This window comes from Streptomyces sp. NPDC058525, assembly GCF_042719495.1.
GTDB lineage: Bacteria > Actinomycetota > Actinomycetes > Streptomycetales > Streptomycetaceae > Streptomyces.
Genome location: NZ_JBHXNP010000013.1, coordinates 45,603 through 62,703 on the forward strand (window position 1 = coordinate 45,603; position 17,101 = coordinate 62,703).

A 17,101-nucleotide genomic window follows, 5' to 3' on the forward strand; every position below is an offset into this window, starting at 1 on the left:
GTCGACCCCGGCGTCAGCGGACTCCGGTGCTGATTGTGTGTTGGGTCTGCTGCGCGTTCTGCTGGGCTTCGTCGACCCTCTGGTTCTTGCTGGCGACGGGTTCCTGCGGGCTGTGAGCAGCAGCTCGGGACTGCACTCCGTCTGTGAGAGCTCGGCTCGCTTGGAGGATCTTGTCCTGGCTGCCTTCGAGCAGCCGGTTCAGGTCCTCGTCCGACAGGGCCCGGGGAATGGCTTCGCGAGAGGTGGCGAGATTGCCGGGGTGTGGCCGCTCTACCCTCCGGTCTCGACGGGGCAGGGTCGTCGGCGCCTGCTGTCCGGCTTCGGCACGCTGTGGCTCAGCGGCCTGGGGTGTGTTCGCTAGCGCAGCATCGACTCCTTCCTGCTTGTACGTGGGTTCCCAGGCGCCGTCGGCGGCCTGGACGAGAAGCTTGCGTTCCTGGAGGGCAACCATCAGGGCCTGACCCTGATCAGGTGTCACGGCCAGGGTGTTCACGAAGAGCTCGGCAGACGCGAGCCGGTTGGCGGCTGCCGAGAGCGCGGCCATCCTCAGCTGTTCGTCAGTGACCTGGATGACAACGGCGGGCTGGGATACGGCTGCTGGGGCTTGCTCGGGCCCCGGCGCGGGTGTGGGCGCCTGCGGGGGGACCCCGGCCGGACCAGGGCGGGGTGCTGCGAGAGCTGAGGGCAGTTGAGCCGGGGTCTTCGCGAGCAGCTGGCGGGGCTCAAGTCCGTTGGGAGGTCCGACGACGTTGAGGTTCTTGAGTTCGTGGAGGACCCGCTCGGCCTGCGGGTGCGTGAGGTTCAGCTCGGCGGTGCTGCTCAGCGCGAGGGGTGAGACTGCTGTTCCGCCTTCGACCAGGTGGAGTGCGGCGGCCCGGAGCTGCGTGGGCGTGATGGTGGTCTGGGCCGCCTCCGGGGTGAGTTCGTCGGGTCCTGCGATCTCCTTGGCGAGGCGGTCCTTGACCTGGTTGAGGAAGCTGGCGTCGCGGTGATAGGGGTCGCGTTCGACCCGCCGTCGCAGGGCATCGATGAGCTCGCGACGGGCCTCGACGGGGTCGTCTGCTCGCACGCCGGCGACGTACTCCTTGGGCGGGAAGAACGGCTGGGTGCCCCACTCCATGTCGCCGGCGTCGGCTGCCAGGGTCCGCTGAACGAGGAGGAACCGAATCTGCAGGTCGCTGCGGTCTTCGGTGCGGAGGAACTTGGACTTGAGCTCGTTGATGACGGTGCGGTTCTCGTCGAAGACAGCGTCCAGGTAGCGGTCCGGAGGGTCGACTTCGTAGTGTCCGAACTCGCGCTGCTGGTCCGGCGCGATAGCCCCGCGGATGCGTTCGAGGCGCTGCTCTGCGTAGTGGAAGATGGTCGCTGCGATGGTGCGGCGGCCGTCGTCCTGCCATCCCAGGTCGTCGTAGCGGTTCATCAGCCTTCGGGCGATCACGGAGATCATCTCGTAGCTGCGGATCTGCAAGGACTCGATCATGCCGTGGAGGCGGACGTCGAGGACTGCCCGCTGCCCGACACGTCGCGCGCGGGTGCTGAGGTCACTCAGGGCGTCGCCGAGCTTGGCCGCCTCGGCCAGGCCACGGTCATACAGGGCACCGAGGCTGAGGGCGCTGTCCAGGGCGGGGTCGTCGGGGTCGTCTAGGTTGGGGTCGGTCGGTGGTCCCGGCCGGGCGGCTTCCGCGCGCTGGAGCTCGCGGTTGAGCTTGTGGGCATGGGCTATAAGCAGTCGGGGGGTATCGAGGCTCTGGCCCTCGTCGATGCCGGACGCCCGGGCAGCATGCTCTTCCGCGGCGCGGGTCAGGTAGCGCATGGCCTCGGCGCCGGGGGTGTTCGACTGATTCCACGTGTCTAGGTACGCCTGGATCTGGGCTGCGTGGCGGGCGATCAGGCTCGCGGCGAGCGAGGTGATGCGAGCAGCCTGCACGGCTGCTTGCGGGGTGCGCTCCGCCTGCGTGTTGAGGTCGCGCAGGGCCTCGGAGGCACGCTGGTGGATCTGATTGAGGGTGCTCCATCCGGGCTGGTGGAAGAAGTATGCCTGCGCCGCGTGGGCACCGGCCATCGCGGTTGCGAGGCCGGCCAGGTCTCGGGGTCCGGCCTGGGGCGGCTCGTTGGCGTTGTCGAGAGCCCGGGCACGGCGGAGGCCGATTCCAAGGTTTTGCAGGCGGGCGTACCGTTCGAACTCGGCTTCGGTCTCCGCCGCGGTGGCTCCTTGGCGGAGCGTGAGACGGAGCATGTCTGGCGTGGTCTGGAGAGGTGCTGGCGTTGTCATCGGATCTCCGCGTCAGAACTGGCTCGGGGTGAGCTGGGTCGTCTGCCTGGTGGTGAGCGCGTTGGCTTGAGCCTCGTGGCGCGTTGCCGTACGAACACGGCTCGCAGTGGCCGCCTGGTCGCCCTGGTCGTCTGGCTGCCCGGTGGTTCGCGCTGCTTGCTCGGCAAGGAACTTGGTGACGACCTCTTCGATTTCTGCCCTGCGGCCGTTGAGGTCTGTCTCGGATACTCCCTCGGCCTCCATGGGTGTGGTTGGCGGCGGCACAGCCGCGGGAGGACGGGGTGCAGGGGCGCGTGGGTGGGGCGGTCGGGCCAGTAGGGCGTCGATGTCGCTGCTCTGGGCCAGGACGGTTCGTGTTGCGTCCGGCCGGTAGGGGCCGAGGATCTGCTGTGCTTCCAGGCGGTCGAGGAGGCGGTCGGCGCGCTCTGCCGAGATCGCCATGGCGCGCCGAAGTGTCAGGGGGGAGGCCTCCCGGCGGGCAGTGACGATGAGAGCTGCTTGTCGAAGCTGGTCAGGGAGTACGGGGCCTTCCGGGTCGGGGCCCGTGGGGATGCTGCCGATCAGACGTTGCTGGTAGGCCCAGGCCACTCCGGTGAGCAGGTCTGCGGTGGGGTTCCAGGGGTCGCTCATCTCACCGGTATGGGGGTCGATGTCGCGTTCCTCGGCGACTCGGTTGCGGAGGCGGGTGACCAACAGGTCGTGGCCGGTGACCGGGTTAGGAATGGGGGGTGCACCTGCGATGAGACCGTTGCTGGGCAGGAAGTCGGTGGTGGGCGGCTGGCCGGCGATCTGTTCGTACCGTGCTCGCCACCGGGCCCGGTTGATGATCCACTGCTCCTGCAGCTCGCCGATCTCCTGCATCGTGGTCCCGGGAGCGGCCATGCGGCGCTCCAGGTCACGCTCGGTGTGGCTCAGGTCCTGCAGTCGGCGATCGGCGCGGACGGCCCTCTCAGATTGAGGCCGGCCTTCCTGTCCTCTCAGGCGAGCCACGGCGCGTTCGAGCCGGTCTGCCAGACCGCTCAGGCGGATCTTGCCCGCCACGGTCGCCAGTCCCTGCAGAGCCCGCACCAGGCTGCTCCTGGCCCGGCCCATCAGCCGCTCGCCGTCAGGTCCGCGCAGCCTGCGGACCGCCGGCACGCTGGAGTCCATCTGTGCGACGAGGTCGGTGATCCGTTCGTACACCGTGCCGGGCAGGCCGATGGAGTAGGGGCGCAGGACGGCCATGGCTTCGTGTGCGCTGTGGTGAGCGACGGTGAGGTCGGCTGCGATCGGCAGTTCGGCCGCCGTCGGGTCGCTGGCGGGGTGGGCGGCCGCTTCCTGGCCGAGCTGGCTGAGGACGCTCGCTTCCTGGGCGAGGCGCTCGCTGACGTCGTTCCAGCTGGGTTGGGCAGCTGCGGTTTCCTGCACCCAGCCGCCGTCGTTGCGCAGCACCCAGATGTGGTCGGCGGCCGCCAGGTGGTCCACGGCCAGGTCCGGGTGCCCGGCGGTGTAGAGCTCTACTGCCTGGCGGCCGCGGCGTCGTGTCTCCTCGGTGCGGCCTTCGGCCGATGCGGCGACGGTGTCGAGGAGCGCGGCGAACTCGTCGGTGTTTGGGGTGTGCGGGAGCGAGCGGGGCAGGATCGTGCGCACGGCATCGCGCCAGGTGCGGCTCAGCGGCGCGCCGATGCCACCGGCCGCTGCTGCGGCGCGCCATTCGACGGCGGCAAGGAACTCAGCCGGGGTCATGGCCGTGAAACGGCGGTAGGACAGGCGCAGGGAGTCAGTGCCGAGCCACACCACGATGCTGGGGTCTTCGGTCCGCTGGTCGGCGCCCGACGTGGCCAGGGGAATCCCGTACAGGCTGCCGAGGGGAAGCGGCTTGGCGAGCTGCCCGGGGCTCTCGTCTTCGATCGCGTGCTGGCCGAGGCGGTCGTATACGGCCACGTGGAGGCCATAGGCGGCGGCGGTGCGGTCGGTGATCTCGGTAAGGGTGGCGGAGGGTCCGGGTCCGGGGAGGCTCATGGTGAAGGCTGCGGGCTCGCCGGCCTGGGTGGCGGTAGCGGGTGCTTGGGCGCCAGGCCGGTTGGTGCCGGCAGGCCAAAGGCCGGTACCGGTTGCTCCGGCCGTGGGAGACGTGCCGGGGGCTGCCGACGCGGTGGGCTGGTGTTCGTCGGCGAGGATGGCGGAGTTCCGTGACCGTACGTGCTGGTCATCGGCGAAGTAGCCGTCGGGGTCGGCGGCCAGGAGGTCGAGTGCCTGCTCGTAGACGGCGTTGTGGTGGTCGTCGTCGTGGTTGCCGGGGCCGAGCAGGACGGCGGTGGCGACCAGGTGTCCGGGCAGCTTCCAGTTCTGGTGGAGCCGCTTTGCCCAGGTGAGGGCCGCCTGCTGGAGCTCTTGGGCGTCCTGCGGAGCGCGGTGCTGGGCCTCCGCGTGGATGAGGCGGGCCGCGTGGGTGGCGGCCGCTCGACTGCGTGAGTTGAATGCGCCTGAGTCGAAGGTGTGGTTGGCGCGTTCCGCGGCGTCGGCGAAGTCGATCAGCTGGGCTTCGACGGCCGCGTCCAGCAGGGGCTGCCGTTGGTCCAGTGCGTGGAGGACCTGCTGTGCTCCGCCGGCGCCGGACGTCACACCCGTCTCCCACAGGTCAGCAGCGTCTTTTACGTCTTCGGCACGCGTGACCTCGGTCGTTCCGGGCGTCGTCAGCAGGAGGTCCCAGCTGTTGAGGAGGGCACGCTGTCCCGAGGGGTCGTTGTCGCTGAACATCACGTGCGTGCGGGGAGTTCCATCCTGGATTCCGCGCAGCGCGGTCAGCTGGTCCTTGGTCAGGGCGGTGCCCATGGGCGCACCGGCGACGGGCCGCTGCTCCAGCGGACGGGCCTCCCCGGCTCGCGCCATGGCGATGACGTCCAGGTAGCCCTCCAGGCCGACCCGCGGTCCGATGCTGGCCTGGCGTGCCTCCGCCTGGGCCGGGTGATACAGGCCGAACACCAGCTCACCCTTACGGAAGATCGCGGTCTCCCGGGTGTTGAGGTATTTCGGGCCGCCGCGTTCCTGGGCCTGGCTGCCGGACTCGCCGGGTCGGTCGATGCGACGGCCGCCGAAGCCGACGATCTCCCCCACCTGGTCGTGGATCGGGAACATGATTCGGTCGGCGAACGCGTCGTAGAGGGTGCCCTTGCTCGAGCGCTTGGCCAACCCGGACTGCACGAGTTCGTCCTCGGAGAATCCGGCGCGCTGCAGCTCCTGCGCCAATACGTCCCACCGGCCAGCGCTTCGGTCCGACGGCGCGTAGCCCACACCCCACTGCTCCTGAACCTCAGGAGGAATCTGGCGGCCCTGGATGCCCGCAGCTGCGTCGCCCTCGTGCAGGTAGGTCCGGGCGAGTTCGGCGTTCGCATCCGTCCGAAGGCGTGAGGCGAAGATCCGCGCGGCTTCCGCATTGACGGCGATCAGCCGTGCGCGCGGTACAGCCTCGTTGGCAGGGGTGGGGGCGGGGCCGTTCGCGGGCAGGAGGGTCTGGCCCGTGCGTGCATGTTGTACATCGACTCGAAGCCGGTCCAGGCTCCGGTCCGGCTGGCCGGTGATCGCGGTGTTCAGGGCTTGCTGCAGGCCTTCGGTGAGGTACTGGTCTCGGCTGGTGTCGCCGGTTGCCTCCACAGTTACGAGCACGTGGTCGGGTGCCGCCATCGTGGCCGTGACCTCCCGGCTGGAGCCCAGGGACGCGAGCGCCTGGCGGGCGAGTCCGGCAAGGCGGTCTGCGGCTCCCAGCTCCTCCTGCCGCGCCGCGGGCATCGCCGGGGCGGCGGTCGCAGGAGCCTGCGGGACGGTGATGGGCCTCTGCTCGTCACCCTCGGCTGGCTGTACGACCGGCCTTTCGACCGTCGGAGTCCGGCCAGCTGCGGGGGCCGCCGGCTGTGGCAGTTCGGACGTCTCAGGGCCAGGCTGAGGAGTCGTCATCGGCGCTGCACCTTCCCGGGGCAGAGGCAGGGATTCGGCTGCGGGCATCAGGTTGTCGGCCGGAGACTGGGCACGCTCCGGCTCCGCAGCGGCGTTGGCGGCTGCCGGTGCGGCATCCGGGGCGCGGCTGGCCAAGGTCGGCTGTGCTTCTGGGGTCGCGGTCACCGGCCCGGGCGTCTCCGGAGCACCCCCGGGGCCCTGCTCGTAGTCCAGCAGTGGCCGGGCGCCCGCGTCGTCGGCAGCCATCCAGGCGGTGACGGCAGCCATGAGCCGTGCGGGCTCGACCGCCGCGAGTTCTGCGGCGGTGATGTGCACGGTGCGTGCGTCATTGCCCGTGCTCTGGCCGAGCAGGAGCGCCCCGAGCGCGGGTTCTGCTGCACCAGCCTGTTCGGTCACCATCACGTAGACGGGTCGGCCGTCAAGGTAGGCGAGTTCGCCGCTCGTACCTGGCGGGGAGCGGACCAGCTCGACCGCGCGCGCGTGAAGCTGCGGTGCTCCTTCGGCGTGGCTGAAGAACACCCCGGCTCCGTCGGGCAGCTCGATTGCGGGCAGCCCCACTTCGTCGCCCTCATCCACAGTGACGTCCTCCTCTGGCGTCTCTGCTCCCAGCTCCGCGGTGTCCGCGGCTGCCGTGGTCTGCTGGTTGATCTGGTCGGCGCGGTGCCCGAAGTACTGCCCGACCTCCATCTCCCCGGCGTCAGTGGTCTGCCGGAAGCCGATGAACTGACCCTCGAAGGCGACGACGTGCAGGTCGCGAAGGCGAGCGAGGTCTGTGGTCCGGGTCGCCTGGCCCACGACGATCTTGGCCATGGTCAGCTGAGTGCACCGGACGTGGTGCCGGAGCTGCTCGGCGAAGGCAGCATGCGTGTCGCCGCGCCCCTCCGCGGTGCGAGCCGAGGCGTCGAGGGCCAAGAGCGCCGCCAGTGCGGGGGGTGCCACGCCGCTGGTGGTGACCAGCGCGTCTGCCGCTGCTGCTGCGGCGGCATCTTCGGTGAGCCAGTCCTCGTGCTGGTCAAGGACAGCGAGGAGTGCCTCGTGGGCTACCTCGTAGGCCGACGGATCCGCGTACGCCCCGGCTGCGCCAGGAGGCTGCCGCGGAGACGATTTCCTGTCGACGGCATCGGCGTCTGCATGCTCAGCCACCTCCGCTTCCGTCGGCACCGTTGCTGGCCTCTCGGCGCTGTCATTCTGGGAGGCATGGCCTGTTGAGGACTTGGCCATTCCTACAGGTTCCTCGACGGGGCGCTCCCGATCCTCATCACCTGCTGGCACGGCCGACTCCCGCGAGGAGTCTTGCCCCGCCGTCTCAAGATCACGGGTCGCCTCAGGGCTCGGCTCAGCGCGCAGCGTTCCTGCGGCGACTTCGGCTTCGGACCGTGACTGGTGGGAACGTCCGCCCTGAGGCGGCGTCACGCCCTCTTCGTGCGAGGTGACAGGAGCTTCCTGCAGGCTGCGTCCAGCACGGGGCAGTGGGACATCCTCCCGTTCGGTGGGGTTGGCAGGCTTGGCGCCCGGTTGCTCCTGCAGGTCGCCATGCCCTGGTTCGAGGTCCCCTGTGAGTTGTGCCTGCTGGAGAGGGCCGGGGTCGGAATCGGCGGGTGGGCGGCTGTTGCCGTCGAACCGATCGCTGTGCTCATCGACGCCCTCTCCCTCCAGGGGGGCGATCCCCAGGTCGGCACGGGCGGCCGTCTCAGCCGTCTGCGCCATCGGACCGACAACAGGGCCCGCGGGCCTGACCTGCGCAGCGGTTTGTATCCCTTCTCCGACCCGCTCTCCCTCAGTCGCCACCAGATCGAAGAGAGCATCAGGCTCCTCTGCACCGGCTACGGCTACGTCCGGCCTTGCAACCTCATCAGCCGAGCTGATGTGCCCACCAGTCGCTGCCTGATCGACATCCGCGTCTGGGCTGACGTCCCGTTCGGGGGCATCCGCCAGGACTTCGGCGGAAGGAACAGCGGCGGTGGGCGTCTCGGGCTGCGGGGCGGAGTGGTCGCGGACGAGAGCCAGCATCTGCGGCCACTTCTTCTCGTAACGCTCGGTGGTGACACCTACGAGTTCCCCCTCGTGGCGTACCTCGAGGTTGCCCGCACGAGTCGTGCCCTCGTAGCGGATGTCGTAGACGTTGCCTTCACGGCTGGTGAGCTCCCAGGACCTGTCAGGCCGGTACACGAGGTACTCGCCCTCGCCCACATCGGGCAGAAGCCACAGGCCGGAGGCGTAGTCGTCCTGCTGCGCCTCTGCGCGGTGGTCGCCTGTCTGCGACCGTGTCCAGTGCGCGGAGATGTACTCGGCCGCCCCTTTCAGAGTGGTGGCCAACCCAAGTGCCCAGACCTGTGCCTCCTCGTGCTGGCCGTCGGCGAATCCGTGGGCGTAGTGGACGCGGTAGGTCTTGTGGTCTGGGATGCCGTTTCTGACCTTGCCCTGGCAGTCTCCCGTGATGGAGTACGTGCCCTCGTGGCCGCCGGCGACGGTAGCCGACCAGGTGTAAGAGAACTTGTGGAAGCTGTCGGCCGGGATGGGGTCCTGGGTGAGGATCACCTCGGAGGGATCGAAGAATGGGTTGGCAGCGAGACCGGGATGCACCTCGGGGAGCGCCAACGGCATCGCGGCATAGGGGTCCGTAGCCATGTACTCAACGGTCCTGACCGTGCCAGCGCCATGGTGCATCAACGCGGTGCCAGCAACCTGCTTGCGGCCGCTGCGACGTCGGGCGCCGTGTTCGACGCTCGTCACGGTTCGCTCGCCCTTCCGGCCGGGGACCCGAATCCGGTCGCCGGGCACAACGAAGAACGCCCCCAGGACCGCTGCCGTTGCGCCGGCGGCTTCGGCCCGGTCGAAGGCCTGCCACCGCAACGCCCAGGCTTCAGCCGTCAGGTCGATCCCGTCCTGGAGCGGATAGGGATCCTGGTCGGCAGGGTGGAGCAGGGCGGGGTGAACGACCTCGTGGGTGCCGTCTTCAAAGCGGACCACCTGCCAGGCGCCAGTGCCGCGTGGAGCGTCAACGATTCCCGCTGCTCGGGCGGGTCGTGCGACCGATTCCTCCCCGGCGCCGATGTGCTGCAGGAGGGTGCCGTCGGCGTGCAGAATGCGGCCCGGGCGCTCCGCAGTGTGGGCAAGCCGGACTTCATGGTTCGCCCGTGTCCCCTCGGGGAGTTCCGTAACCCACGGATGCAACCAGGTGCCGGCCGTGTTGCGGGTGAGCTGCCGTGCCGATGCCTGGGTCCTGTCGTGGGTCTGCCCATGAGCCTCGGTCACAGCGCTCAGCAGAGGGGTCAGCCGGCGCCTCAGTTCCTCGTCTCCTGAGCGCGCGAGGTCATCTCGGACTACGTCGAGCATCCCGTCCAGCTCACGAAGCTGGTGGGCAACCTCCGGCAGGACGGCGGGAACGGCGGGCATCTGTCCATCGATCCGGGAGACGGCTGACTTGACGTTGGTCAGCTCGACGTGGCTCCGGCTGGTGCGCGGCCATGTCCGGTGGCTCTCATCGAGCGCCGCCATGGCGTCCACCAAGCGGCGCCAGTCGTGCGTGGCCTCGCGGGCATACGCGTATGCCGCGCCGGGCCAGCGTTCGGCATTGGCTCCTTCCTGTGTCGCCGCCGCGTCGCCGCCCGGCCTTGCCTCCCGCGAGGACTCTTCGGAAGCGGGCTGCGGGTCGGCCTCCAGTGAGGGGCCTGGCCCGGTCTGTGAGTCAGCTCTTTCTCCTTCAGAAGTCGCTGCGCCTCCAAGACGCGCGCTGTCCGATGCCTGCTCGCCGTCCTTCTTGGCGGCGGAGGCTCCGCGGTTCGGCTCGCCCGGTTCGGCTGCGCCATCGCCTGTCGCGGCCACCGGAGGCATCGTGTCCGCGCGATCGCCCGGGCCGTTCACCTGGAGCGCCTCCAGGACAGGCTCGGGCGTCTCCGCCTGGTCTGGGTCCCCGAGGTGGACCGCCGAGGTCCCAGCGGTGGGCGCCGCCTGGCCCCCATGCCCCGGCGGCACGGTCACCACGCCTTCCCGCCCGGCTGCGGGTAGACCACCGGGGTTTCGCGGCTCGACATCTTCCGCGTTCCTCTGCTGCTCGATCCAGGCCTGAACTGTTTCGGACGCGCCCATCAGCTGCTCTCGCGCCGCGCTCGCCACGAATTGTGCTGACTGCACAACGGCTTCAGCAGCCGGGAAGTGCGGAAACCCTGACTGCGACCTACCGAACTGAGGCAGGTGACCATCCCAGCCGCCCGCGTCCTCCAGGACGTCGATGACTGCCACGGCATCCAGGCCGGCGGCTTCCGCATGTGCGGCCGTCTGCATGAGGTAGTTGATGACGACAGCGCGCACGTGCGTGGTGTACGTCGGGTCTGTCGCGACGCCGAGGTCAGTACGCCACGCCTTGTCCATGGCGGCCGGATCGCTGCCCGCCGACAGGATGCGCTGGAGGTAGTCCTCTGTGGCGCCGCGGCCCACTCCCTCCAAAACCGCGCGAAGGTTCAGGAGGGCCTGGGTCGAGTAGGCGAAGGTCGCGGGGTCAGTGAGGCGCTCCAGAGCTGCGGCGGCGTTCTCATCGAACTGCGCAAGGGGCCTGGCACGAGTCCAGATCCACCGCTGCTCGTCGTCGGCCATCGCCAGTGCTGCTACGTCCCGGGCCGTGGAGTGGGCGAATCGTTCCTGGGCACGCCGAGCCTGTCGTCGGGCAGCGGAGATGGCGCCCTCGTCGGGAGAGGTCTTGTACCAGTTGTCCGGAAAGGGGGCCGGGGACGGTGGATGCGGCCAGTCCGGCTCGAAGGTGACCTGCGCCGGGGACGCCTGGCTGTAGTCAATCGACGCCGGCGCCAGCAGAAGCTGCGACTGCTCGATACTCCCCGCGGCGGCGAGGTACGGTGTCTCGCCTGCTGCCCACGACTCCTCCGAGCCAGCCGGGCGTTCAACACCGTTGTGTGCGAACCAGGCGTCGCCACGAGACGTGAGCTGGACCTGCCGCCCGTCCGCCTCCACCAGCCCCATCTCGAGCAGGTCGGCCACGGCATTCTGAGATCGTGCTGCTTCCCGCCGCACCGCGTGGGTCTGCTTCATGAAGAGACCCCCGAAGCGACTGACGAGGCCGCGCGCCACCTCCTCCAGGGCGGTGCGTTGTGCCTTCTTGAGCTTCGGGAGAGCTACCTCCATGCTGCCCCGCTGCCGGACGGCTCCTGGGACGGCAGGCTCTTCTGACGCCTCAGCCTGACCTTGCCCAGGTTCCGCAGGCCTCCGCTCGGCGTCGGAACCTTCTCTCGGGCCCTCGGCAGCGACCGGGGCCGATGCTTGCCCCGTGCCAGGCGTGGCTTGAGCGGAGCTGTCGGCGGACTCGCCGGGGGACTGTGCTGCGCCGAGGTCGGAGGGCACGCCCTCGGGCTGTACCCACGACAGGCCGGTCGGCGCCTGAGCAAACGCGGCCGGGGCCTCCTGCACCCACGGCTGTGGGGCGGCTTGTCCGATGGCCACCGGTGAAGTGTCGGCTCGCTGCTCGCTTGCAGGAAGGTGGGCGGTGATGCCTTCGTGGAGCTGGTACTCACCCGTGCGCGCGCGGCGCACCCCCTCCCGCAGCCGCACCGGTAGGTCCAGCTTCTGCACCTCGTCAGGGCGGCCTTCGGGCCACCAGTGGCCCGGGATCAGGCTGCCGTCGGCACCGACGGCTGCGGTGCCGATCGCGCGATTGCGCATGTACGGAGGCGGAAAGTACCCGGCGACGGCGGAGGCGTAGGTCAGCTCGTCCTGGTCGAACGCGAACATGATCTCGTCGCCCGGGCTCAGCTGGTCCGGAGCGGCCGGGTGGATGAACCCGTAGTCGCTGAACCGGTGGAGGGCGAGATCCTCCATCCATCCGGCCGAGGCTGACCGCTGGCGGAGGCCCTTAAGACGGTCCCGGAAACTGTAGGCGGTGTGTGACGGCGAGCTGGTCACCCAGTCGTAGAGCAGGCTGACGCCGTGCACTTGCGAGCCGCTGTGCCCGGGGAAGTCGTCGGCATCCCACGGGTGGGCCTCACCAGAGTCGTCTGTCAGCCGGTCCATCAGGTCCGCGAAGGCCAGCGCGTGTTTGCGGGTCCTGACCGGCCACGGCACGACGTCCGCGCCTGATCCCGGGGCCACGACATGCCAGCCGTCCCTCGGTGAACCGTGCAGGGCCAGGCGCCCGGACGGCGCGAGCTCCAGACTCGGGTCAGCGGCAAGGCGCGCAGCACGCCTGGACCGGTTCTGCGCGCGTTCGCGCTGAGGCCCGCTGTCTCCACTGATCTCCTCGTTTGCCACGGAAGACAGGTGGAGGCGTACTTCGTCCACGGTCGCGAAGCGCGCGGCCGGCTCCTCGCCGACCGCCGCCGCCCGGTTCGTGAGTGCGTGCACCTCCGCCGCCATGAGGTTGAAGTGCTCCCACTGCGCAGGTGTCGCCAGGAGCTCGGCGACGGTTGCGGAGGTCCGCTCGTCCATGGAGGTGAAGGGAACCAGCGCATCGCCGAAGTCCGCCTGAGTGTCCCCTCGCGGTTCGCGCGGTGGACGGGTGCAGACAACGGCCTCCAAGGCCGCGCGCACCCGGGCTTGCTGTCCCGCCTCTGAAACCGCCGCTTCGGCTCGGTCGATCGCGGCCATCACCGTGTTCATGGCAAGGCGCCGGAACGGTCCGCTCAGGGAGGGTTCCATGGTGATCTGCAGGAGCCGGGCCGGGTTCTGCTCGGCCTGGCGCAGCCTCTCGGCGCTGTAGGCCCGGGCGCGTGCGGCGAGGTCGGTGACTCCCTCTCGGATCTCAGCCGCGGCCCGCTCGACGACGGCGTGCTCGGCAGCCCGGTCGCTCAGCTGCATCAGCTGGTGCTCAAGATTGTCGACGAACTGCGTGAACGGGTCGTCAGGGTCCATCTGTCGGCGGGCCGCGGACACGGGCGGCATGCCGCCGGCGCGCAGGGCGATGGCCTTGCCGTGGGAGCGGCGCCGCTCCTCGTCCCAGACGAAGACGTCAAGGCGGGGCAGAGGCGGACCCGCGGGAAGTTGGGGAGCCGACCGGCCGGCCCCGGGACGGATCGGAATGTTGGCATCGGGGTGCCCGGCGACCAGGGGCCCGCGGCCGGTGCCACCCTCACGGAGCGGTACGGGCCCGATCAGCGGAGCCAGAGAGGGCGGCAGCTCGGCCAGTTGCAGTGCGGGGTCAGACTCCGCAGAAAGGTCCAGGGAGTGCTTGACCCGGTGGGGCCGGACGGGTCCCCGGTGCTCGCCGATGATGTCGACGCGGCCTGGGTGGGAGTCGATCTCGGCGATCACGATGGGGCTGTCGTCGAGCTCGATCACCATGCCAGGAGTCAACTCGGAGAGCGGCGCAAATCTCTTCGGAGCTTCCTGCCCGGGATCCGGGAGGAGTGCGATGATCCGGTCGAAGTCCTGACTCAGCTCACCCATCGGCGGCAGCGCGAACGGTCCGTCCGCGTCAAACAGCCCCAGGCCGCCGGCCGACGCGGCAGTGGGACGGCTGCGCCTCGCGGTGGCAGGAATGCTCCGCGACGCCAGGTATCCGATCGCGTGATCAAGGACTTGCCGCTTCGCCGCCTCCACGCGTTCACGCAAGGTCCGGGCGAGGGCAAGCTCCCCCATCGCCTGCCACCGCTCCTCCCCCTGGCGGTTTTGCGGGAAGCGCCTGCTGACGGCCTTCGCCTTGGTCAGGAAGCCGACCACCTCGGGGGTGGCGATCTCACGTACCCAGGCTCGCACCCGGGGCCAGGCCACGGTGACCGAGACGTCCCCGACGGTCGCCTCCAGGTGGTTCGCATAGTGCTCGTACCTGACCTCGGTGGCGCCGACCTGCGTGGCTCCCGCGCTCCGGCTCATGAGGTAGCGGCGCTTCCACTCCGAGTACGCCTGGTCGTCGTAGGCCGCTGCGAGGAGATCCACGAGGCCGTCGGCCGGAAGACTCGCCCTCATGGCTATGGCTGTTGCCCGCTCTTCGTCACCCATCGGAGGCGGCGTGGGTCCGAGGTCGAGCGTCCACTCCACCTGAAGCAGCCGCGATGTGTCCTGGGCGCTGATGGCACCATCGCCCGAGGCAGCCGTCTTCGCAGTCGAGGGCACTGCCGCAGTACGGGGAGGCTCGCTGGCCTGCGGCGACGCAGAGGGTGCCGGCGGGCTCGTGGCCAACTGCGAATCGGCATCGGACACTTCAGGCTGTCCATCTCGTATCGGCTTGGCGCCCTCCGAGGTAGGAGGGCGGGTGACGTTCTCCTGTGGAGAGGTGAGCGGTGCTCCCTCCGCTGTATGGGTCGGCGGAACTCCGCGCCGAGTCGCCATCGCGACGGGTTGCAGTACTTCCGCCGCTTCCCTGCCGGGCGACTGCGTGGGGGCATCTGCGCCGGGCCAGTGCGCGAGGTACTGGTCGATTCGCTCATGGAGGCGGCGGGTCCACGTGTTCGCCTCCTCTGCCCGAGGGTCACCCTCGATCGAGGCGGCGTACCGCTCTGCGAGCGCGCGGGCAGCCCTGAGGTCCGCGGCGGCTCCGCCACGGTCGTCCTGGCCCAGCTTCTGCTGGGCTGCGGTCAGTCGGTTGCCGATCGCAACCAGGTCGCCCGCCTTGACGCCGGGCTTCCACAGCCGTGTCACCACCGCATCGAGGTCTCTGTAGGCAAAGACGGCGAGCGCGTAGACCGCGTCGGCGTGTTCCGACTCTGAGAGGCGCTGCGGCTGACGATCCTCGGGCCACTTCATCGCCCACCGCTCCAGCGGGGGCAGCCTTCGGGCCGCGTCCTTGTTCTCTTCGCTGCTACGCCAGTGCCGACGTGACGCCTTCAACCGCGCCTCGTAGGCCGTCGTGTCATCCGCGTGGAGGCCTTCGGGGTACAAGTCCGCAAGGAACAGGGCTTGCTCGCCCTGAACTGTGGGTCGAACCGCGCCCGCAGAGGACTCACCTGCAGGCAGGCTCAAGAAGGAACTCTTCAGGAGGAGCCGCACTCGCGAGTTACTCACCCGCCGGCCAGCCCCGCTCCCTTCTGTTCGCTGCCGGAAGAGGCCGTCGCTGTCCACGATGAGCCGACCATCGGCAGCGAGCCGCATGACGTCGGCGAGCTGACGCGACCAACCGAGCGAAGGCACGACGATGCTCGCGTGGACCTTGGCAAGCTCGAGCCGCTCCTGGTTCTCCGCATCCATCCCGGTCTCGGCACGGAGCTCGGTCTCGACGCGGACGTTGATGTCAGCCTGAAGGTCCGTCATGTAGTCGGCAACCCGGACGGCCTCCCATATCTCTGGGCTGCCGCCGCCTTCGCCGTCCCACACCTCGACCGCGCCCGGGTCGGAGAAAGCCACCTCGGCGGAGCCGGCATCAGGCTCCCGAATGACCGGGTGAGTGTGCTCTCCTCCGGCAGTGTTCGGCACGTCCAGGCCTGGGTCTCCTCGTGCATCGGCGTCCTCAGCGCCCGGTCGCCTGCTGCGCTCGGCCGGGGACCGGCGGCTGTCCCGCCGGGGGGAGACGGCCGTGGCGGCCGCGCTCCAGTCCTGGGTCTTCCCAGGGGCATCCGCTGGTCCCGTCGCCCACCGTGGGGGCGTGCGCTCGGCGTCTACCGGGATCGGCGAAGGAAGGTCGTCGCCGGGCAGACTGAATGCCGATGGGACAGCGTCCGATTCCGACCACCCGGCTGGAATCGCGGGGAGAGCTGACGGTGCTTCCTCCGCCCACGGAGCACTGGTGTGGGGCGGGGCTTCCTGGGCAGTGCCTTCCTCTGGAAGCAAACTGTCGGCCGGCGCGGGGCTCTCCAGGGCCGAGGGCACCTCGTCGGCGAAGGTCCACCCCGGTGCTACCTGTTCGGCGAAGGCCGACGGAGCATCCTCGGTGGCCCAGCCCGTTGCCGGCGGCACCGGCATGTCCCCACGGTCGGGGTGGCGTGTCGAAGGAGGGTTGCCGGGTCGAGGCTCGGCTTCATCCGGCGTCGAATCCAGGGCCGACGGGACGTCGCCCTGGGTGTCCCACCGCGCGCCGCCCGAAGTATCGCCCGCGGGGAAGGCGCTGGGCGCGGCGTCCGCCGCCCACGCTCCGGCGGCTTCTTCCAGTGCGGAAGGGACATCGCTCGTGGTGAAGGCGGTCGAGCCGAGCGCGGGCGTGACATCCACGGTCTCCCACGCTGGCGCGACAACTTCCGGGGCGGTGTCGCGGCCGCCAGCGATGGGGGGCAGCGCGGACGGGGCGTCATCCGCCGCCCACGCGGGTCGGCCCTCACCGTCCGGAGCGCTCAGCGCCGAAGGGATCGTCTCCGGTATCTCCCACGGCGAGCCGGTCGAGACCACGGGATCCGGAACATCCATGGCGGAAGGGACATCCTGCACTGCCCAGGTCCCCGCCGGTTGATCGGCCGCGAAAGCAGAAGGAGCCTCAGCTCCTGCCCAGGCTGTACCCGGGGCGGGATCCGGCTCCGTCCCCGCCGGCCTACCCGCCTCGTCGGCCGCAACGATGTCCGGCTCCGCTGGGGTCGTCACGGGTTCAGCGAAGGCGGATGGGGCGTCGCTGGCAGACCACGCCGACGGGAACTGAAAGGCCCCCGGAGGCTCGTCCCAGGCCGTCCAACCCGTCGCGTATGCGGGCCCCCGTACGTTGGGCGCCTCGGCTGGGTCCGACAGTGCCGAGGGCAGATCGTGCTGCCCCCACCCGGTGGGAACGTCCCCGAGGGCCGAGGGGACACCGTCGGTCTGCTCCCACGGCTCGGCAGGATCGCGGGCGTAGCCCTCCTCGGATTCAGTGGCCAAGTCGTCACCTCGTCGATGGTCGCGGGTGGCGGCCGAACCGCCGGCATCCCGAGCTGGGCAGATTTCGCTCCGACGCTACGAAGCCGGGCTGGCGGCAGAGGCTGGGGACCGCGTTGCCTCCCGGCAGGCGGGAGGCAACGCTCGTATTCCTCAGGTGCCGTCCCTCAGCGTGGACCGAAGGCT

The 17,101-nt window shown here is 69.9% G+C and carries 2 protein-coding genes; both read right to left on the reverse strand.

The annotated features are described in order from the left end of the window. Positions 1–13: 13 nt before the first annotated feature. Positions 14–2,236, reverse strand: coding sequence for a hypothetical protein (locus tag ACFWP3_RS09815; RefSeq protein ID WP_384218197.1), 2,223 nt, complete (start codon positions 2,234–2,236; stop codon positions 14–16). A gap of 48 nt (positions 2,237–2,284) precedes the next feature. Continuing rightward, positions 2,285–15,556 (reverse strand): toprim domain-containing protein, encoded by a 13,272-nt coding sequence (locus ACFWP3_RS09820; RefSeq protein ID WP_384218199.1) that lies wholly within the window; start codon positions 15,554–15,556, stop codon positions 2,285–2,287. Positions 15,557–17,101 lie beyond the last annotated feature (1,545 nt).

Coding starts and splice junctions, on each gene's coding strand:
- ACFWP3_RS09815 (WP_384218197.1), bottom strand. CDS start 2,236: ATGCTCCGTCTCACGCTCCGCCAAGGAGCCACCGCGGCGGAGACCGAA.